The 22,180-nt window shown below is 67.3% G+C and carries 6 protein-coding genes; 2 read left to right on the forward strand and 4 right to left on the reverse strand.

All coding sequences use genetic code 11. The annotated features are described in order from the left end of the window. Nucleotide 1: 1 nt before the first annotated feature. A complete protein-coding gene (locus HEP74_RS21250; RefSeq protein WP_185814554.1) occupies nucleotides 2-13,465 on the reverse strand; it encodes a hemagglutinin repeat-containing protein in 13,464 nt (4,487 codons plus the stop codon). 74 nt (nucleotides 13,466-13,539) lie between these two features. Beyond that, a complete protein-coding gene (locus HEP74_RS21255) occupies nucleotides 13,540-15,219 on the reverse strand; it encodes a ShlB/FhaC/HecB family hemolysin secretion/activation protein (RefSeq protein ID WP_185814555.1) in 1,680 nt (559 codons plus the stop codon). 407 nt (nucleotides 15,220-15,626) lie between these two features. On the opposite strand from HEP74_RS21255, the gene HEP74_RS21260 reads away from it, so the two are divergent. After that, complete coding sequence (locus HEP74_RS21260) at nucleotides 15,627-16,523, forward strand: 5'-nucleotidase, lipoprotein e(P4) family (protein WP_185814556.1); 897 nt, start codon at nucleotides 15,627-15,629, stop codon at nucleotides 16,521-16,523. Next, the gene (gene pyrF, locus HEP74_RS21265; protein WP_185814557.1) at nucleotides 16,520-17,254 is read left to right on the forward strand and encodes an orotidine-5'-phosphate decarboxylase; all 735 of its coding nucleotides are present in this window, start codon (nucleotides 16,520-16,522) and stop codon (nucleotides 17,252-17,254) included. The genes HEP74_RS21260 and pyrF overlap by 4 nt, the downstream gene beginning before the upstream one ends. Nucleotides 17,255-17,458: 204 nt before the next feature. On the opposite strand, the gene HEP74_RS21270 is transcribed toward pyrF, so the two are convergent. Both HEP74_RS21270 and HEP74_RS21275 read right to left on the reverse strand, forming a co-directional pair. Beyond that, a complete protein-coding gene (locus HEP74_RS21270; protein WP_185814558.1) occupies nucleotides 17,459-18,976 on the reverse strand; it encodes a tryptophan halogenase family protein in 1,518 nt (505 codons plus the stop codon). Between the two features lie 118 nt (nucleotides 18,977-19,094). Beyond that, nucleotides 19,095-22,121 carry a TonB-dependent receptor domain-containing protein gene (locus HEP74_RS21275; RefSeq protein ID WP_185814559.1) on the reverse strand — a complete coding sequence of 1,009 codons (3,027 nt, stop codon included), beginning with the start codon at nucleotides 22,119-22,121 and terminating at the stop codon, nucleotides 19,095-19,097. Between the last annotated feature and the right edge of the window lie 59 nt (nucleotides 22,122-22,180).

Raw genomic sequence — 22,180 nt, forward strand, 5'->3', positions numbered from 1 at the left:
CTCACCCCCCGGCCTCATTTCTAAATGTCTTGCGCATTAACTTTCCATTTATTGAATATTCAACAATCAACGCGTCTGGTCTCGCTGACGCAGGGTTATCCCGCGAAAAACGTACAGCCACCGCTCCGACTTCATCGCCTTTTTTAAGGCTAGCTTTCACGTCATTTTCCCACTTCTTATAAGCAGAATTGTTAAAATTTTTATCTTGAGGAAAAAGATTAAAACGATCGCATGTCCCACCAACGCCACAACCTTGGATATGACCACCAACGTCCGACGCCAGCCCTTCTTTACCCACTGCAGTCTGACGCGCGTCACGAACTCCTTTGGTCAGGGAGGGAGTAAATGTTATCTCCTCCACATATCCGCTTCCGTTTGTCTTGAATTCAGTTCCATTACTAAGCTTGACATGAGCATTTGGAGGAGGGCTATTTAATAATGTATATTCAGCCGTGCCTTTACTTGCTTTGGTTACATCCACATTGACAATTGCTTTAGGTGTGGCATCGACTACTCTATTCGAGCTTTTCACCTCCCGAGACGCATCAACTACCGCTTCACCAGTATGCTCTAAAGCCCTACCCACGGAACCCACAGGCGCAACGCTGGTAACAAAATTCATCGCTGCATCGTTAACGGCAGTTTTGTAGTCACCATCCGAAAGCGAAACCCAGGTGGCCCCGGGCGGGCCGAAGACGCCAAATTGTGCCATTTTCCGAAGATCGTTCTTCTGAACGAATCCGACCATGGTATTCAGGTCTTGCTCGCTCCACTGCGAGATATCCGCAGGGCGGGTCGCACGCCACTCCTGATATTGCCCTCCCAACTTCAGGTCCGAGGCCACAGACAGATAGTCATCCATCTTGATCGGATGACTCGCTGTCAGATCTGTACCGAGTACCTTGTCCGTTAGCTTGGACAGGATCGTCCCTCGATATGGACCGTCGTACAGCGTGGAGTCGTAGAACTGACTAATGCTTGTAGTAAACGCCTGTTGATTCTCGCCATTTTCATTGACGAATCCAAGATTTACCTTGGCCGCTTCACTCGCTATCCAGTTGGCAGCCGCCTGATACTTTGCAGTGTCCTGACTCCTGGTCAATGTCTGCGAGTCGTTATCTATTTGATCCAACGTCGAGGTAATCAGGAGCTGCGCCGCCTCCTTCTCGCTGATATTTGCATACGCCGCATAATCGTCGGCCTTCGCCGCGATGAAACTCAGTTCGATGGGATGCAACTGACGATTGAAGCGCTCTCCCGCCAATGCAGCATTAGCGCCCGATTCTTGGCCAGCCACGCCGCCCAGGGCAGCACTACCCAATTCGATGAGGCTTTTGAATGTCTCGTCATTCGGGGAAAGACCTTGCGCCAACAGGTAGTTGAACATCGCCTGTTTCGCTTTCTCTGCAGCTGCAGCGCCCAGTGCGCCGCCGAGAGCATCCCCACCTCCAAGCGCGGCCACAGCAGCACCTGTTACACCATGCAATAACGTCTTTGCGGTTCCTCCATCACCCCAGCTAGCGATTCGCGAAAGCGCTTCGTCTATCTCCGCTTGGTCTCCACTGGCTTGCGCCTGCTTCAAATCATCTTGCGCGCGATGCTGCATGTACTCGGCTACATTGCCAGCGGTACGGAAGCCGACTTCGCTTGCCACTGCCGACAACTCTTGTTGCTCGGCCAGCTTCTTCTGATCGAAGATTTCCTTCAGCCCCGATTGCTGCAGTTCGCTCGCAGTGCGATCCAATCCGGCCAACGCGGACTGATCGCCGTTGCGAACCTCGACCGTTCCCGCAGCAATATCGCTCTTCGTCGTACTGCTGTTGTTGCCGCTGCTATTGCCCAGCATGCTCAACGCGGTGCCAGCGGCAACGCTGACCATGCTGCTACCCGAACCACCTGCCACCGACACGCCGCTGCTCTTGTATTCGGACTCGTTCTTCAAGTCCTCGACGGTCAGGCTGTCGGTAGACAGATGGTTGCGCAATGCATCGGCCGTGCTGGCGATGGCTCCACCGATCAGATGCGTATTGCCGCCCACGGTGATGTCGAACCCACCATCACCTGCCTGGATGCCGGTCTGCTCCTTGACGCTGGTGTAGCTGCTGTTGACCTTCTGCTGGCTGTAGCTGCCGCCACTGCCCGAACCGGTGGCAAGCGTAACGCTCGCCTGCTGTTGCTTGCTCTTGTACTCGTTCTCGTCCTGTTCGCTCTGGATCAGCAGGTTGCCGCCGACATTGGCCAGCACCTTGTCGCCAACCGCCTGCGCGCCCTTGATCGTGGTGTCGTTGCCGCTGGCCAGGGTCAGTGTGCCGTTGGCGGTGACCACGCTCTCGGTATGCAGGTCGCTGTTGCCCTTGGCGCTGCCCTTGCCGGCCGAGACGGTGAGGTAATAGCCCGTCGTTGCACCGACGCTGAAGCCGATCTCGCCGCCAGCGTTCTTGTTCTCCGACTTCGTCGTGTTGTTTTCCTGCTGGCTCAGCAGGTTGAGGTTGTTGGCCGCTGCCAGCGCGACATTCTCGCCACTGATCTTGCTGCCGATCACGTTGAGATCGCCGCCAGTGGCCGCGATGGTGACATTGCCGTCGCTGAGGATGCGGCTGCCGCCTGTGGTCTCCTCGTGCGTGGTGGTCTTGCTCGAGGAACTGCTGGCACCGATGCCGATGCGCAGGCTTACGCCTGTGGCATTGGCTGCACCTTGGGCACCGTCTGCTGAAGCCGTGCCGGTTTTCGTCATGTTCCCGGCAACTGGTTCGCCGTTGTAGCCCTTCAAGCCGTTGCTAGCCAAACCGGCGGCATCGCTGATCGAGTAACCCGCTTTGACTGCATACAGCGCCTTGAGCCGATCATCTTCGACCTCGGAGCCGCGCTCGACCGCGCTATACGCGGTTTGTACCGCATCGACCAAACCACCGGTCAAGCCCAGCGAGATCCCCGCACTCTGCTGCTTGGAGGTCTGCACCGTGTCCACGCGGTTCTCGGCCGCGGCGATCGTCACTTCCTTGCCGACGATGGCCGTGCCGGTCTTGCTCAGCACGTCGCTGCCGGTGATGGACACCGCGTTGCCGGCAGTCATCGTCACCGAACCGTCGGTGCTGCCGACCAGGCTGCCGCTGTTGGTGATTTCGGTGGCGTCGAGCGTATCGGTCTTCTTGCTGGCGCCCAGCGTGACGCTGAAGCCGCCGCCGCTGTACAAGCCGGTCTTCTTGACCTTTTTGTCGTGCTCTTCGCTGTGCTCGTTCTGTGCGGTCTCCAGCGTCAGGTCGTTGCCTGCGGCCAGCACCACGTCGCCGGTGCCGGCGACCTGCGCGCCTTGTGACAGCAGGTTGTTGCCGGCGGCGATCTGCACGCTGTCGCCGCTGAGCGTGGTGACCACCGCCGTGCTGTCGTGCCACTCGTCGTGCGTGGTGGTGGTCTTGCTGGACAAGAAGCCGCTTTTCTTCTTCTGCATGTCCTGTTCGGCGTCGTGTTGCTCCTGCGCGGCGAGCAGGTTGACGTCGTTGCCGGCGGCCACGGATACGCTGCCGGTGTCGGTGTAGACCTTGGCCGCGGTGAGGTTCACGTCGTGGCCGGCCTGCAGGGCGATGTCGCTGCCGGCCGTGAACTCGGTGCCGTGGACGGTCTCATCGGTGGTGCTGGTGGTCTGCTTGAAGCGCTTGCGTGTCTCCAGCGTGTCGCTGCTGTCCACCGTCGTCAGCATGGTGCTGTTGATGTCGTTGCCGGCGACCACGGCCAAGCCCTTGCCCGCGTCGAGCTTGGCCGCGACCAGGTTGACGTCGTTGCCGGCACTGAGGATCAGGTTGCCGCCGGCGGTGAGCGCCTGCTGATCGAGGTCCTGCGTAGTGGTCGTGGTGGTGACCTTGGTCTTGCCCTGGCGGGTGTGGTCGGTGGTGGTGGTGCTCTCGCCCAGCACCGATTCGACGTTGAGGTCGTGTCCGGCCGCAGCGATCAGGTCGCCACCGGCCTTTACTTCGGCCTGGCGGATGGTGATGTCGTTGCCGGCCGCCAGTTGCAGGCTGCCGTCGGTGACGATGTTGGTGCGCACCGTGGCCTTGCCGTTGGAATCGGTGACCGGAGTCAGCGAGAGGTCGTGGCCGGCCTGCAGCGCGGCGTCGCCGCCAGCGGTGATGGCGACGCCGTGCAGTTGCAGGTCGTTGCCGGCGAGCAGCGACAGGTCGGCGCCAGTGGCGAGTGTCGTTGTCGCGCCGTCGCGGGTGAAGCCGCGTTCTTCCGAGCTTGCCGTTGGCTGCAGCACGAGGTTGTTGCCGGCCTGCAGCGCGGCGCTGCCGCCGGCCTGCACCGTGACGCCTGTGAGGGTCAGGTCATGACCGGCATTGATCAGGAGATTGCGGTCGGCAGTGATGCCGGAACCTGCATTCAGCACGCCGCCGCTTTTGCTGCTGAGCAGGTCATTGCCGGCGCTCAGCAGGACATCGCGGCCAATGATCTGGCCACCGAGGTTGAGCAGGTCCTGCTGCGCCTGCAGGCTGACCGTGCCGGTGCCGGCGATGCGGCCCTGGTTGAGCAGGGTGCCGGCGGTAGCGCTGACGTTGACGCCGCTGATGGTGCCGCTGTTGCTCAGGCCGGCGGTGGCGTTGAGTGAGACGTCGCCATTGTCGCTGGCAAGCAGGGCGCCGTCGCTGCGCAAAGTCAGCGCGGTGCTGGACGACAGGTACACCACCGGCACCAGCACCTTCTGGCCCTGGTACTCCTGTTCGACCATCCACACGATGTCATGGGTGAGCGCAGCGACCTGCTCGGCGGTCAAGGCGACGCCCACATCCAGGTGCAGCGCGCCGGCTTCGGCCACGGCGCCGTCCAGCAGGGCGCGGTACTGCGCCACGCCGTCGTCGTAGTTGCCCAGGTAGCGGCGACCGGTCAGCTGGGTGATCTGGTCCAGCACCAGCCGCTGTTCGTAGAAGCCGTCGCCCAGGCGGGTCTGGGTCCACTCCGGATCCACGCCGAGCTTGTCGAGCAGGTAGTCGCTGCTGATGAAGTTGTCGTAATTGACGAAGCGCGGATCGGTCTCGATCAGGTAGCGACGGCCGGGGCCATTGCTGCGGTTGGCGTTGACACCACCCAGGCCGTTGGCGGCGCGGCCCAGCGCGTTGAAGCTAGCGCCGTTGGCACCGACCAGGCGGTACAGGCCGCCAATCGGCAAGGTGATGTTGCCGAGCGGGGTGCCGATACCGCCAACCACTTGCTGCACATTGCCAGTGCCAGGGTCGATCTGTTGGCGTTGGGCTGTGCTGCCCGCGTTGGACAGACTGGCCTGCACCGTCTGCGGTTGCACGTTGGCGGCGGACGCATCGGTACTTTTAACCAACGAGCCCTGGCCGTCGTCGATGCGGATCGGGCCGATGCTGGCACTGACGATGCGGTTGCTGACCGTTGCACCGTCTGCGGCCGCACCGGTCTGCGCCTGCACAGCTTTATTGCCGACACCGTTGGCGCTCTGTGCGCTGCGGCGGTTCAGTGCCGTACCTTGCGTGGCGTTGAACGCGGCGCCGCCGATGCTGCGGCCATCGCTGCCGACGGCGCCGTTGCTGATCGTGGCGCCGTTGATCGACACGCCCTGTCCGCCGGTCATGTTGGCGGCAAGGGCGGTGTAGCTGGTGTCGATGGTGCCGGTACCGATGACGGATGCCGTATTCCCGCCGATGTTGCCGCCCGACTGGTTTTCCGCATCTTCGGCACTGCACTGCACCTTCCCTGGCGGAGGCGTGCAGCCTTTGGGGCCGGTGCCGGCCTTGTATTCGGTATCGGTGTAGTTGAATCTCTGATTGAGTGCCAACGCTTGATTCAGCACGCTCTCGTTGCCCGCGATCATGCCGTCGGCCAAACCGGAGACACCGCGCTGGTTGATCCACAGCGCACCCGCTGCCGCAATCGTCGAGGCGGTGTTGGTGACGCTGCCGGACAATGCGATATTCCCGCCCGCCGCGATGCGGCCTTCGGCGCTGGCGGCAGTCACCCTTTCCTTTTGCTGCGCGTCGAAGGTTCGGAAAACGCCGAGATTGTGGCCGTGATAGTTGGCCGGCTCCGGATCGTTGCGAAGCTCTTGCTCCGGCATCGTCTGGTTCGCGGCAGCGCGCTCGTCGGCAGACAGTTGCGAGGTGGCCGTCGTGATCGTCCGCCGCCGGTTATTGAGTTGATTTGCCGCAATCAGAATGCTGCCATCGGCCTCGATGCTGCCGGACAGGTTGTTGACCGTGCCAGTGCGCGCGGTGAGCGTGCCACCGCCGTCGCGCGCGCCGCCGATGGCGATGTTGCCGAGGCTGAAGATCCTGGCGTCGCGGTTGAGCAGTTGGTCGCGCACCAGCAGGGTCATGCCGTTGGTGGCGCCGATCAGCGCCGAGCCGTAGGCGGCGTTGTCGGTGGCGCCGCCCAGGTCGGCACCGTTGACCAGGGTGCCGGTGTTCACCAGCACGTTGCCGCCGACCAGGCTGCCGGTGTTGTAGACGCTGCCGGCCGTGAGCTGCAGATTGTTGCTGGCGGAAATGTCGCCGGCGTTGTCGATGGTCCCGCCGGCATTCAACTGGGTATTGCCTGCCTGCATCGTCGCGCCGGCGACGTTGCTGATGTTGTTGGCGGTCACGCTCAGGCTGCGCCCGGCCTTCAGCGCGGAGGCGTTGGTCATGTTGCCGCCGATGCTGAGGCGGAAATCGCCGTTGCTGGTGATGTCGGCACCGGCGCGGTGGGTGTAGTCGCTGCGCACGGTCAGGTCGAGCAGGTTCTGCGCGAGGATGTTGCCGCTGCCGTCGAAGCCGACGGTATCGATGACCACGTCGCCGGCGCCGCCAACGCTGCTGCCGGCGCCGATGCGCCCGCCGCTGTTGCTCAGGCTCTGCAGGTTCAGACGCACCGCCTGTTCGGCCTTGATGGTGCCGCCGCGGTTATCGAGCGTGGCGCCGGCGCGCTGCAGCTGGAACGTATTGCCCGCGTAGACGTTGCCGCGCTGGTTGTCGAGCGCGTTGGTGTTGGCGACGAGATTGCCGCCGGCGACCAGTTGGCCGTCGCTGTTGACCACGCTGGCGGCGTTGAGCACGACGCTGCCACGCCCGCCCAGGCTGCCGCCGGCATTGCGCAGTTCGCCGCCGGTGGTGAGCTGGGTCAGGCCGCCGCCGTTGTTGGCGATGCTGCCCTGGCTGTTGTCGATGCGGCCGCCGGACAGGGTCATCGCGTTGCCGCTGTCGAGCTGGCCGCCGCTGTTGAGCAGCGCGCCGGTGACCGCGACGTTGAGGTCTCGGCCGCCACCGATGCGCCCGCCTTGGTGGTTGTCGAGTTGGCCGCGCGCGGTCAGCGCCAGGTCGCGTCCAGCCTGGACGGTGCCGGCGCTGTTGCTGAGGTTCTCGGCGCCAATGCTGGCGTCGTTGCTGGCGCCGAGCAGGCCGCCATCGTTGTTGAGCGTGTGCGCGATCTCGGTCCGCAGATCGCCGCCGCTACCGCCGCTGGCGACCGCCTGCAACGTGCCGCCGCGGTTGTCGAGGCTGTCGGCGCGTACGGTCAGGGTGCCGCCGGAGGCCTGCAGCACGCCGCTGCGGTTGTCGAGCGCGCCGCCGAGCTGGGTGTTCAAGCCGCGTGCCGACACGCTGCCGCCGACATTGCTCAGGCTGGCCGCGGTCAACGTGGCGTCGCCGGCGGCGGCGATCGCACCGTTCTGGTTGTCGATGCCGGCATTGGCGCCGAGTTGCAGCTGGCCCTGGGTCAGGATGCGGCCGCCGGCATTGGCGACGGCGCCACCGATGCTCAGTGTGGCGGTGCCGGTGCCGGCGTGTTCGATGCGCCCCTGGACATTGTTCAGCGATGCGGCGCTGAGGTTGAGATCCTGGCCGTTGGTGGCCAGCTTGCCGTTGCCGTTGTCGAACGCGCCGGTGATCGCGATGCGGGTCTGCCCGCTGCCGCTCTGCACCAGTGTGCCGCCGGCGTTGCTCAACGATGCTGCGCCCAGATCCACGCGCGCGGCCTGCATTTGACCGCCGACGCCGTTGAGCGTGCCGTTGTCGAGGCTGCCGCCGGCGCGCACGGTCAGCAGACCGCCGGCGAGCAGATCGGCGCCGCGGTGATCGAGGCCGTTGCTCGCGGTCAGGCTGGCATCGCCGCCGACGCGGGTGGTGCTGCCGGCCAGGTTGAGTTGGGTGGCCCGCGCGGTGAGGTTGCCAGCGGCGATCAGCTTGCCGCTGGCGCTCAGGGTGCGGTCGGCATGCAGGTCCAGCGCACCGCTGCTGCCGAGACTGCCGTCGCTGCGCACGCCAGCCGCGGCGACGCCGCCGATGGCGATATCGCCGGCATGCAGACTCAGGTTGCCGCTGGACAGCGTCTGCCCGGCGTTGTCGATGCGTTGCGCCTGCAAGGCGATGTCGCTGCCGTTGACGGTGCCGCGCTGGAGCAGTGCGGCATCACTGGTCAGCGTGAGCTGGTTGGCCGAGAGCGTGCCGGCCACGGTCAGGTCGCCGTGCGACTGTAGTTGCAGCGTGGTCGCGGCGCTGAGCGCGCCGCTCTGCGACAGCGCGCCGCCGGCTTGGGCACTGAACGCACCGGCCGCGGCCAGCGTGCCGCCCAGCGCGAGATCGCCATGGCTGACCAGGGCGACGTCGCCGCTTTCGCTGCCGAGCTGGCCGCTGCTGGCGACGCTGGCCGCTTCCACGCGCAGCGCGCTGCCGGCGATCAGGTCGCCGCGGTTATCGACGGCGCCGCTGGCGGTCAGGCCCAGGCGCTGCAGGCCGTAGCTCTGCCCGGTCTGCTGCAGCGAGCCGACGTCCAGTTGCAGGCGCTGGCGCGCCCGCAGCGCACCGGCGTTGGTCAGCGTGCCGCTTACGGTCAGGCTCGCATCGCCCTGCGCGGCGAGCAGGCTATTGGCGGCGGTGTCGACGCTGGCCGCGGTCAGCGTCAGGTCGGTGCCGGCCACGACCTGGCCTGCGTTGCTCAGCGCGCCAACGGCATTCAAGTTCAGCGTCGTCGCCGACTGGGCGATGCCGGCGAGCGCGAGATCGCCGCTGCTGGTCAGGGCCAGCGTGGTGCCGGCGTCCAGCGTGCCCTGGCTGTCGATGCGTGCGCCGGTCAGCGCGAGCGCGCCGGCGGTGTGCAGCACGGCCTGGCTGCCGGTGCTCAATGTGGCGCCCGCGCTCAGCGACGCACCCTGACCGGCATTGGTTTGCCCGTCCACGTGCAGGTCGCGCTGCGCCTGGACCTGCAGCGACTGCGTGGCCGTGACCTGGCCGGCCATGGCGATATCGCGCCCAGCGTGCAGGTCCAGTGCCTGCGCGCTGAGGGTGCCCGACTGCAGCAGATCGCCTTGCGCTTGCGCCTTCAGTTGCGTGGCCGCGGCGACGATTCCGCCCAGACGCACATCGCCCTGGCTGGTCAGCGCAACCTGGCCGGTCTCGCTGCCGAGCTGGCCGCTGCTGGCGATGCTGGCGGCGTCCACCTGCAGATCATGCTTGGCGATCAGCGCGCCCTGGTTGTCCACCGCGCCGCTGGCGCGCAACGTCAGGCGATCGCCCGCGTAGGCCTGGCCGCTGTGTTGCAGCGTGCCGACGTCCAAGGTCATGGCCTGGCCGGCCTGCAGGCTGCCGGCGTTGCTGAGCATCCCGGGGGTGGAGAGTTGCACTGCGCGCTGCGCGGCCAGCGTGCCGCTGGCGGCGTTGTCGATGCTTTGCGCGGCGACGCTCAGGTCGCGGCCGGCCACGATCTGGCCGGCATTGCTCAGCGCGGCACCGGCATCGAGCGCGATGTCGCGCTTGGCCTGTGCCACGCCGGCGACTGCCAACACGCCGTCGCTGCGCAACGTCAGGTCGGTGCCGGCATCGAGCGTGCCGCGGCTGTCAATGGCGCCGCCTTGCAGGGTCACGGCAGCTGCGCCTTGCAGCACCGCGGCCGTACCGGTGGCGATGCTGGCGCCGCTCAGGCGCAGATCGCCACCGGCCAATGCCTGGCCATCGACGCGCAGCGCGCGCTGCGCCTGCAGCTCCAGCCCGGCGGCGGTCTGCGCGCCACCGGCGACGCTCAGGTCGCGGCCGGCGGCGAGCGTGGCCAACTGCGCCTTGAGCGCGCCATCCACCTGCAGATCGCCCAGCGCGTTGGCGCTCAGCGCCTGCGCGGCGATCACGCTGCCGCCCAGTTGCATGTCGCCCTGGCTGCTCAGCGTCACCTGGCCGGTCTCGCTGCCGAGCTGGCCGCTGTTGCTGAGACTGCCGGCATCGATGCGCAGGTCGCCGCCGGCGATCAGCGTGCCGCGGTTGTCCAGCGCGCCGGTGCTGTGCAGATCCAGCGCCTGGCCGGCGTACAGCTCGCCGCTGTGCTGGAAGCTGCCGGCCTGCAACAGAAGGGACTTCTGGCCGCGCAGGCGGCCGGCGTTGTCGAGCAGGCCGACGACGCGCAGGTCGAGCGTGTCCGCCGCAGCCAATGCGCCGGTGGCACGGTTGACCACACTGTCGGCGCTCACGTGCAGATCGCGACCGGCGACGACCTGGGCGCTGTTGTCCAGCGCAGCGCCGGCCTCCAGCACCACATCGCCGCCAGCTTGGGCGATACCGGCCAGGGTCAGCTGGCCCTGGCTGCGCAGGCTCAGATCGGTTCCCGCATCCAGCGTACCGCGGCTGTCGATCGTGCCCGCGTCCAGCTGCAGCGCCGTGGCGGTCTGCACCACGGCGTCCTGGCCGAGCGCGACGCTGGCGCCGCGCATGCCGAGATCACCGCTGGCGACGGCTTGGCCGTCCACGCTCAGCGCGCGCTGCGCCTGAAGTTGCAGCGTCGTCGCGCTGCGCAGCGTGCCGGCCAGGGTCAGATCGCGGCCAGCCTGCAGCTGCGCCGATTGCGCCTGCAGGCTGCCACGCTGGTGCACGTCGCCGAGCGCGGCGGCGCGCAACGCACCGGCCGCGACCACGACGCCGTCCAGGTTCAGATCGCCACGGCTATCCAGCCCGAGCTGGCCACGCTGGCTACCCAGCTGGCCGCTGCTGGCGATGCTGCCGGCAGCGATGCGCACGTCGCCGCCGCCGATCAGGTCGCCGCGGTTGTCAACCGCATCGGTCGCGGCGAGGTCGAGGCTTGCGCCGCCGTAGGCCTTGCCGGTCTCGGTCTGGGCGAAGCTGCCGGCGCTCAGGCGCAGGGCGCCATCGGCATGCAGGCTGCCGTCGTTGCGCAGCGCAGAGGCACTGCCGATGGTGGCATCGCCGCTCGCCGACAGTGCCGCGCCGCTGGCGTTGTCCAGGCTGCCAGCGGCCACCGCCAGGTTGCCGCCGGCGATCACCTGCGCCTGGTTCTGCAGCGTTGCAGCGCTGTCCAGCGCGACGTCGCCGCGCGCCTGCAGCGTGCCGGCCAGGCGCATCGCGTTGGCGCTGCGCAGGGACAGCGTGGTGCCCGCGTCGAGCACACCGGACTGGTCGATGTCCGCGCCCTGCAGGCGCAGTGCGCCGCCGGACTGGATCTGTCCGGCCTGCAGCAGCATGCCTTGCGCACGCAGATCGGCGTCGCCGCCCGCGGCGATCGTGGCGGCACTGCGCAGTTGCCCGTCGGCGCTCAGCTGCAGTGCGCCGTCGGTCTTCAGCGTGCCGTCCAGCGACGTATCGCCGCCGGCTTGCAGCTGCGCGCTGGACGCGCTGAGCGTGCCGGACTGGCGCAGGTCGCCCGCGGCCTGCGCCGTCAGCGCACCCTTCGCCGCCACGGCGCCGTCGAGCGCGAGATCGCCGCGGCTGTACACGCTGGTGGTGCCACGCTGGCTGCCGAGTTCGCCGCTGCTGGCGAACTGCGCTGCGTCCACATGCAACGCGTCGCCGGCGACCAGGCTGCCGCGGCTGCGGGTGGCGCCGCTACTGGCGATGTCCGCATTGCGGCCGGCATAACTGCTGCCGTCGTTGGCGAAGGCCGCCGCATCGATCCGCAGGTCGCGCCCGGCGTACACGGTGCCGGCATTGTCCAGCGTGCCGGCGGTCGCCAGGGCGACGTCGCCGCTGGCGGACAGCACGCCGTTGGCGCTGTTGCCGATCGCCGCCGCGGCGATGTCCACGCGGCCGCCGGCGCTGAGCTGGCCGGCATTGTCGAGGCGGCCACCGGCCTGCAATGCGGCGTCCTGCCAGGACTGAACCAACCCGGACAGGCGCATGTCGCCATCGCTGCGCAAGCCCAGGCCGGCACCGGCGTCGAGCGTGCCGGCGGCATCGATCTGCGCCGCCTGCATGCTCATCGCGCCGCCGCTCTGCAGCGTCCCGGCGCTCTGCAGCCAGCTGCCGCCGGCATGCAACGCCATCGCGGTGCCGGCATAGGCCACGCCGCTGTTGTGCAGGTTGCCGCTCGCGTCCAGGCTCAACGCGCCGCTGCTGTACAGCGTGCCGCCGGCATCGAGTTCGGAGCCGAACAGGCTGATCGCGCCAGCGCTGCTGCGCCCGCTATGGAGGAAACTGCCGCTGGCGCGCGCGTCGAGCAGGCCGCTGGCGACGGTGTCGCCGCTCAGGCTCAATTGCGCGGCGCGCAGGCGCACGCCGGCCTGCTGCGAGCCGAGCGTGCCCTGCTGGGTCAATGTGCCTGCGGCGCGCAGGTCCACGTCGTCGCGGGCGACCGTGGTACCGCTCAGGCTGAGCTGGCCGGCGCTATCGATCTGCAGGCTGCCGCTCTGCGCGGCCAGGGTGCCGCGGCTGACCACGCCGACACCGGCTTCGGTGGCGATCAGGCGGATGCGGTCGGCGTACATGCCGCCGAGATAGGCCACGTCGATGCCGATCGACGGCGCCGCGCCATCGCTGCCCGGCAGCAGCTCCAGCAGCATGCCGTCGTAGCCGATGCGCTGCGTGCCGGTGCTGGCGAGCAGGTCCTTGGCCCACACCGAGCCGTCCACGCTGAGCTGCCGCGACAGCAGATCCAGGCGATCGACGTTGTACGCGTCCAGGCCGTTGCTGCCGACGCTGAGCACGCCGCCGGCGATGCCGAAACCGTTCAACGCACCGTCGCTGCCGAGTTGCGGCGTGCCGGTGGCCAGGGTGACCCGCGAGGCGTTGAGGAAGCCGCAGCCGTCGCAGCTGATGCCATTCGGGTTGGCGATCACCAGTTGCGCCCTGGCCCCTGCGATTTCCGTATAGCCCTGCAGGCGGCTGGCGCTGGAGGTGACTTCGTTGAGGATCAGCGTGGCCGCACCGCTGTTCTTCAGGTTGTCGTTGCCGGCGACGTAGCCGCCGAGTTCGGTCTTGGAAATGTTGGCGCTGTTGTTGAGGATCAGGCCGTTGGCGCCGACATCGAAGCGCGAATAGCGGTTGTGCGAGACGCCGCGCGCGTTCGGGGCGACGATGTCGACCACCGGCACGCCGTTGGCCGCGGCCTGCTGGCCCGGCTGTTGCCCGCCAGGATTGGCGACCGGCACGACCTGCGCGTAGAGCGGCAGCGAGGTCCAGGTGACGGTGCAGCACAGCAGCATCGCCACGCCGCGCTTGAAGCGGTCGGCCATCGTGGTGCGCATGCCAGCGGAATCCTTGTCCATCGCCATTTCTCTCTCGTCGCGCCACAGGCGCTCAAAACAACAAAAACCCGGTCCGCCAAACGGCGGCCCGGGGATCAGAACTGATAGGTCACACGCACGCCGTAGGCCGGCTGCGCGGTATCGAAATCGCGCGGCGCGTGCAGATCCCAGCCGGCGAAGCCGTCCCAGGTGAGCCCGCCGCGCGCGCCACGCACGCCGACGAAGGCGCCGACCAGGCTGCGTCCGTCCTGCCCGCTGGCGCTGGGGCCGCCGATGCGGCCGGCATCCACGCCCAGGTATGGGACGATGCCCAGGCGCTGCACCGGCATGTTGAGCGTGTTGCGCCAGTACGCGCCGCGTTCGGCGCCAAGGGTGCGTTCGCCATCGAAGCCGCGCACGCTGTAGCGCCCGCCGATGCTGATGAACTCCGAGCCGAGCAGCAGCTGCGAGGCGGTCTGCGCGTGCAGGCTGCTGTCCCAGCTGGCGGCCACGCTGCCGAGCTTGAACGGCAGCCCGGTGCTCACATCCAGCGTGGTGACCCCGTAACGGAAGCTGGGGAAACCCACTGCCGGGTCGTAACCGGTCCATTGCCCGTCGAACCAGGGCGTGCCGCGGCGGTGCGCCAGGCGCAGGTCCAGCTGCATCGGCCCCAGGTAACGGCGATGGCTGAGGTAGGCCTCGGCGCTGGTGGTGTGCCGGCGCTGGATGCCGATCTCGATGCCGTCCAGGTAGCTGCGCGCCTCGCGCTTGGCCACGACCACGCCGAGCGAGGTCTTGCTGCTGCCGTTGCGATGGATGACCCGCTGCAGGTCGAGCTGGGCACTGTTGGATTCGCCACTGGACTGGAAGCTCTGCAGGTAGCCGTCCACGCGCTGGTGGTAGCGGTAGGACGACAGCGACAGCGCGAACGTCCACCAGCCCCACGGCACGCTGTAGCTGAGGCTGTTGCCGCGCGTGCCGCGCTCGGCGCCATGGTCCACCAGGTCGTGGTTGTAGCCGATCGACAGCAGGTCGTTGATGCCTAGCGGCGCGTCCAGCGCGAAGTCGATGCCGCCCTGCGCGCGGCCGGTGGCACGCACGCCGGAGTCGTCGGCGTTGAGCACGCTGCGCCAGCGCCGGCTGTGCTGCAGGGTGATCACCAGGTCCGACTCGCCGGGCTGCTCGCCCGGGGCGATATCGATCTTGGCGTCCTGCGAGGGCACCCGCTTGAACTGCTCCACGGCCTGCTCGATCGCGCGCAGGTCGACCAAGTCGCCCGGCCGCAGCGGCAAGGCGCTGCGCCAGAAGGCTTGGCCATCGGCAGACGCCACGCGGACCTGGCGCAAGCGGCCGGGCATCAGTTCGAAGCGCAAGCGGCCGCTGGACAGGTCCTGCTCAGGCACGCCGATGCGGGTGGTGACCAGGCCGCGCGCGACCAGTTGGTCGAGCGCGCGGCGGCGGATCAGATCGATGCCCTCGCGGCCGATGCAGCGCCCTTGGTACTGGCGCAAATACAGCCACAGCCAGGCGAAGCGCGCGCCATCGGCGCCGGCGCCGCCCAGCTGGATGCGCTGGATCGGGAAGCACAGGGTTTCGGTGGGCAGCGCGATGCTGCGCATGTCGGCCGGCGCCACGGGCTCGCGCGGGCCGGCGAACGGCGCCTGCCGGTCCTGTTCCTGCTTGCGCTGCACCTCCTCGGCCTGGCGCAGCTGTTCCTGGCGGTCCAGCGTGGTCGGCAGTTCCTGCGCAAACGCCGGAATCGCCAGACACGCCAGCGCGCCGACAGCCACGGCCATCAGAGAGAGTCCTTTCCTCGACACACTCACACCTTTTCCCCTGTCACGCATCCGGCGTATCCCCGCTAGGCGCAGGGCGTCGATCGCATCCTTCCGAGTGCACTGCGCATCGCGCGCAGGCGAGGCAGACTGTGGTGCACACCACAGCAACCGCACAATCCGGGGCTTCCTGACGCCCTGTGGGGGAATTCCCTAGCTTTGATGCGCTTCCATGAACCCGGTCGCGCTTTCCATGGACCGTGCGCACACTTGTCACACGGCGAGGCGTCGAGCGCGTCCGCTTCGGCGCCCGCCGGGGATGTGCATCGCGGCCACGCCCGGCCGCGGCCGCTACGGCGGTGCCGCAGCGCCAGCGCCGCCGCAACCCGCTAAAATCGCTCGATTCCCCGCCTAGGTTCCCGCGCCCGATGACCCCGATCGCCCGCACCGCACTGGCCTGCGCCGTGCTCGCCCTGTCCGCCTGCAAGCCGCAGGCGCCGGCCACCGATGCCGCGACACCGCCGGCCGCCAAGACCGCCGACGCCGCCGTGGCCGGCGACGACAACCTCAACGCGGTGTTGTGGATGCAGCGCTCGGCCGAGTACCGGGCGGTCGCCGAGCAGACCTACCGCGCCGCCGCCGACCGCCTGGATGCGGCGCTGCAGGAGCCCAACTGGGACGCGCTGGTGCCGGAGGAACGCGGCAACGCCGCGACCGGGCTGAAGCCGGCGGTAGTGATGGACGTGGACGAGACGGTGCTGGACAACTCGCCGTACCAGGCGCGGCTGATCCGCAACGGCAAGGAGTTCGACGAGGTCAGTTGGGACCAGTGGGTGTCCGAGAAGAAGGCCAAGCCGATCCCCGGCGTGGTCGATTTCGCCAAGGCGGCCAGCGCCAAGGGCATCACCGTGCTGTACGTGTCCAACCGCGCGGTGCACCTGACCGACGCGACCCTGGCCAACCTGCGCAGCGCGGGCCTGCCGGTGGCCGACAACAGCGTGCTGCTGGGCCTGGGCACGGTGGTCAAGGACTGCGAGCAGAACGGCTCGGAGAAGAACTGCCGGCGCAAGCTGGTCGGCCAGCAGTACCGCGTGCTGATGCAGTTCGGCGACCAGCTCGGCGATTTCGTGCAGGTCGTGGCCAACACCCCGGACGGTCGCGCGCAGCTGCTGCAGCAGTACCACGACTGGTTCGGCGAGCGCTGGTGGATGCTGCCCAACCCCAGCTACGGCTCCTGGGAGCCGGCGCTGTTCAACAACGATTTCGCGCAGCCGCGCGCCGCGCGCCACCAGGCCAAGCGCGACGCGCTGGAGCTGGCGCAGTGAGCCGCGCGCCACTGGCGCTCGAGGCGCGCGAACGGCTGATCTTCGCCCTCGACGTGCCCGGCCGCGCCGAGGCGCTGCAGTGGATCGATCGGCTCGACGACGCGGTGGCGTTCTACAAGATCGGCATGGAGCTGCTGGCCTCCGGCGAGTACTTCGACGTGCTGGAGACGCTGGCCGCACGCGGCAAGCGCGTGTTCGTGGACCTGAAGTTCTTCGACATCCCGGCCACCGTCGGCGGGGTGATCCGGCGCCTGTCGCAGTGGCCGGTGGACTACTGCACGATCCACGGCTGGCATCCGGCGATGATGCAGGCCGCGGCCGAGGCCAACGGCGGCGACATGCGCCTGCTGGCGGTGACCGTGCTGACCTCGATGGGCCGCGCCGACCTGGCGTCGATGGGCATCGACCGCGAACCGCAGGACGTCGTGGTGGAACGTGCCCTGGCCGCGCAAGCGGCCGGCATCGACGGGGTGATCGCCTCCGGCCAGGAAGCGGCGCCGATCCGCCGCGCCACCGGCGCCGGCTTCTCGATCGTGTGCCCGGGCATCCGCCCCGGCGGCCCGGTCGGCGACGACCAGCAGCGCACCGTCGGCGTGGCCCAGGCCTTCGCCGATGGCGCCGATGCGATCGTGGTCGGCCGCCCGATCCGCCAGGCCGCCGACCCCCGTGCTGCGGCCGAGGCGATCCAGCAAGAGATCGCCGCCACCTTGGCGAATGCGGCAGTGCGTTGATCGATCAATAAATATCAACGACTTAGCCAATAAAACTTAAACCATTGCATTAGCTGCGTACTGCCGGTAGCATGCGCAGCGTCCGGCTTTGCCGGAGATGCGCCACAAACCGTTCTCCGGCTTCGGTCGGATTTTGAAGAGGCCCGCGCCTTGGTGCGCGAGGCCTCTTTTTTTTATGCCCGGCGCGCGGCCGGGCGCACCCGCTCAGCGCGGCGCCGCGGCGCAATAGCGGTCGATGAAGGCCTGGTGCGGCGGCATCGCGTCCACGCAATGGCCGATGGTCTGCTCGATGCTGGCGACGAAGCGTTCGATGTCAGCGGCCGGCACCTGGTCCACCAGCGGGTGATAGGCACGCGGCAGGATGCCCTGCCCGACCATCACCTGCACCCAGCTGATCTCGGCGAACATCTCGTCGCCGTTGCGGTAGAAGCGGCCGCTGTCGCCGAACAGGTCCAGCGTCGCCTGCAGCTCGGGCGTGATCGCCATGTTGCGGCACTGCCGCCAGAAGTCGCTGTCGTCGCGCTCGGTGGCGGTGTAGTGCAGCACCAGGAAATCGCGGATGCGGTCGAACTCGAAGGCGATGCGGTCGTTGTAGCGCTGCACCAGCACCGGGCTGATGCCCTCGCGCGGGAACAGCTCCAGCAGCTTGGAGATGCCGGACTGGATCAGGTGGATGCTGGTGGATTCCAGCGGCTCCATGAAGCCGCTGGCCAGGCCAAGCGCGATCACGTTGCGGTTCCACACCTGCTTGCGGCGTCCGGTGACGAAGCGCAGCGGGCGCGGATCAGCCAACGCCGGGCCGTCCAGGTTGGCCAGCAGCGTGGCCGCGGCTTCGTCGTCGCTGATGTGCGCGCTGGAATACACGTAGCCGTTGCCGGTGCGATGCTGCAGCGGGATGCGCCACTGCCAGCCGGCCGCGCGCGCGGTGGCGCGGGTGTACGGCGTCGGCGGGCCGACCTTGGCGCAGGGCACCGCCAGCGCGCGGTCGCACGGCAGCCAGTGGGTGAAATCGTGATAGCCGGTATGCAGCGCCTGTTCGATCAACAGGCCGCGGAACCCGGAGCAGTCGATGAACAGGTCGCCAGTGATCACCTCGCCCGAGGCCAGCCGCACCGAGAGCACATCGCCCGATTCCGGATGCAGTTGCACCTCCTCGACGATGCCTTCGCGCCGGGTCACCCCGCGCTGCTCGGAGTAGCGGCGCAGGAACGCCGCGTACAGCGAGGCGTCGAAATGGTAGGCGTAGGCGATGTTGGCCAGCGGCGAATTGGGCGGCGCATCGCTGGCCGAGGTCATGAACTTGCCGCGCTTGGCGGCCACGGTGTTGAGCGTATAAGCGCCCAGCGGCTTGGCCTTGCCGGCCAGCGCCTGCTTGAACCAATACTGCTGGAACGGCAGCAGCCCGAGCGTATGCCCGATCTCGGTGCCGAAGCCATGGATATAGGAGGTGCCCGGCCGGTGCCAGTCGACGAACTCGATGCCGAGCTTGAAGCTGCCCTGGGTCTGGCGCACGAACTCGGCTTCGTTGATGCCGAGCAGGTTGTTGAAGGCCTTGATGTGCGGCACGGTGGCCTCGCCGACGCCGACGATGCCGATCTGTTCCGACTCGATCAAGGTGATGCGGTAGTCCGGGCCCAGCACGCGCGCCAGCGCGGCGGCGGCCATCCAGCCGGCGGTGCCACCGCCAACGATGACCAGGTTGCGGAGAGGGGCGGCGATCATGCGTGCGCGGTCCTGTGCGGAAAGAAGGGAGTATCCGATACGCGAACGGGGCCAAGCGGCCCCGTCCGGAAAAACCCCACGCGCGCCGGTCGGGCACGCGCGTGGGCGATGCGGTGGATCAGAACTTGGCGCCGATCTCGAAGGTCACGGTGCGCGGCACGTAGTTGATCTCGCCGGTCCTGTTGATGGTGATGTCCGGGTCGAAACTCCCATTGGTGCCGAAACCGTTGTACGCATACGACGAGTAGTTCTTGAAGTTGAAGGCGTTGAGCAGGTTGATGCGCGCCGACAGTTTGAAGTCGTTGTACACGGAGAAGTCCTTGCTGGCCTGGAAGTCGACCGTGCGGTAACCCCAGATCTTGCCGCCGACCAGGAACTTGCCGCTGCCCGGCGGAGTGACGCCGACCTGCTGGCAGGTGCCGCCATCCGCATCGACCTTGCCGTAGCAGGCGATGGTGTTGATCGGCTCAGGCGTGGCCAACACCACCTTGGCGCCGAAGGTGACGCCCCACGGACCGTCGATCGAACCGGAGGCGACGAAGCGGTGCGCCGAGACCGCATCGGACTTCACGAACGGATAGTCGCCGACCGTCGGCTTGTCGAACGCGAACGGCTCGTCGATGTTGCGGTTCTGGCGCGCGCTGGTGTGGGTGTAGGACAGCGACAGGCCCCAGCCCGATTCCTTGGTGTACGGCTTCTCCGCCGACAGCAGGAACTGGCTGCTGCGCTGCTCCAGGCCGTTGTTGCCGATGATCGTGTTCTGGTAGCCCGGTACCGGCTCGCCCCACGGCACACTGCCATTCTGGAAGTAGGAACCGTCCGGATAGCGGTTGATCAGCGACATAACGAAGCCGTCGTAGCTGAGCACGCGCTGGAAGGTCACGTCGGTCAACCAGTCGCCGACCTGGTTGCTGATGCCGATGCTGTACTGGTCGCTGTACGGCGTCTTGATGTTGTTGTTGAAGATGAACAACTCGGCGCTGCCGCTGACGCCGGGAATGGTGTTCAGCTGGTCCACGCCATTGAGGAACCGCGGATCCCACGGAGCGCAGGTGCGATCGTTGCGGAAGCACTGGCCGGTGGCCGGGTTCTCGAAGTACACCGCGACCGGCGACAGCGCGGCCTTGCTGGTTTCAAGCGCGAGCTGCTCGAACAGGTTGCGGTCGTAGGAACGGCCGGCACCGCCGTGCAGCACTGCGGTCTCGTCGCCGAAGAAATCGTACGAGAAGCCCAGACGCGGTGCCCAGGCGTCCTTGAAGTTCTTGCGGTTCTTGCCGGTGCTGATGTAATCGGCCGCATTGATGCCGCTGGGCAGCAGGCGGTTGGCCCAGGGCTGGCCGGGGTTGTCGGGATCGTCGCCGTACAGCGCGTCGACGAAGGCCTGCGAAGTGACGAAGTCGGTATAGGCCGGGGTATCTTCGTAGTCGTAGCGCACGCCCACGTTGATCATCAACTTGTCGGTGGCGGCCCAGTCGTCCTGGATGTAGATGCCGTACTGCTTGGACGGCGACTCCACCGTCGCCCGCTGCCCGGCCGTGGTGTACGGGGCGACGAAATCCACGCGGTACGGCGTGGCGGCGACGCCATTGGCATCGACAGCGTAGCTGAACTGCGGGTTCACCGCTGCCGCGTCCTGCGAGGTCAGCTTCACGTCCTTGTAGTTCACGCCCATCTTGATGGTGTGTTCGCCATGCCACTCGAAGCTGGTGAAGGTCAGGTCGTTCTGCAGGAACCAGCCCTTCTGACTCTTGCGCTGCACGGTGGAGCCGCCGGCCGAGCCGGTGGCCAGGAACGTGTACTCGTCGACATCGGTGGAGCCGGCGCGCGGTGCCAGGTACTTGTAGAGGATGCCGTTGCCGAGCGTCTTGGCGGTCGGGTTGTTCTCCGAATCCTCGGTGCCCACGATCAGCTCGTTGTACCAGCTGTCGGCACTGTGCTGCCAGCGCAGGGTCGAGCGCTTGTCCTTGTTGATCTTGTTGGTGGCCTGCTCCGGCGTGTTCAGGCCGCCGACGTTGGCGATCTGGGTCTCGTCGCGGTACAGGGTGCTCAGTTCGATGCGGTCGCGATCGGTCGGCTCGAAGTCGATCTTGCCGAACACCAAGTCCTCTTCGAACGGCATGTTCGCCGCGCCGAACTGGCTGGACAGGTTGGCCGGCAACACGCCGACGAAGGGCTGCGCATTGGCCTCGGCCTGCACGCTCTTGGGCGCGACGTTCTCCTTGCCTTCGTAGGCGACGAAGAAGTGCATGCGGTCCTGCAGGATCGGGCCGCCCAGGGAGAAACCGTATTCCTTGGTCTGCGAATCGATCTTGCCGTTGTCCTCGTCCGGACGCTTGTCGCGCAGGTCCTGGTCGGTATAGCGGTAGAACGCCTCGCCGTGGAACTCGTTGGTGCCGGACTTGGTCGCCGCGGTGATCGCCGCGCCGCTGACCTGGCCGTACTCGGCCTTGTAGTTGGAGGTGATGACCTTGTACTCGCCGATCGCCAACTGCGGGAACGGGTTGCCCTGGGTATCGGCCTGGCCGGCGATGCCGCCGCTGCGCACGTAGCTCTTCTGGCCGACGCCGTCGATGTACAGGTTGCCGGCGCTGGCGTTGGCGGCGCCGCCGCGCAGCTTGGTGTTGCCGTTGCCGTCGATGGTGAAGACCATGCCCGGCACGATGTCGGCGAACTCGAGGAAGTTGCGCGTGGCTTGCGGCAGCTGCTGGATCTGGTGCAGCGAGACGACGTTGCCGACCTCGGAGGTCTTGACGTCCTTGAGCGACGGCGGCGCGGTGACGTTGACCGTGCCCAGCGTGGTGGCGTCGCCACTCGGCGCGGCAGCCGCACTGGCGTCGAGATCGACCGTGGACGAGGAGGCGACCTGCAGCGTCACGCTGCGCTTGACGCCGTTGGACTCGACCGTATAGCTGCCCGGCGGCAGGCCGATCACGGTGTAGTTGCCGTTGGCGCCTACCGGCGTGCGACGCACCGAGCCGGTGGCGGTGTTGGTGACGATCACTTCGGCGCCGGCCTGGGCCTGGCCGCGCAGGATCGCGTTGCTGGACTGCGCCATCGCCGGCATCGTCGCGAACAGGCTGGTCGCCAGGGCGCAGCACAGCAGGCTGCGTGCGGGCATATTGGAAGCGGAACGCTTTCTCTTCATGACAGAAACCCCTCCCAGGGCAGTAAACGGGTTCATTCGTTGTTTCTTCTAGTTGGATG

The sequence above is a fragment of the Xanthomonas sp. SS genome (assembly GCF_014236835.1).
In the GTDB taxonomy this organism is placed as follows: domain Bacteria; phylum Pseudomonadota; class Gammaproteobacteria; order Xanthomonadales; family Xanthomonadaceae; genus Xanthomonas_A.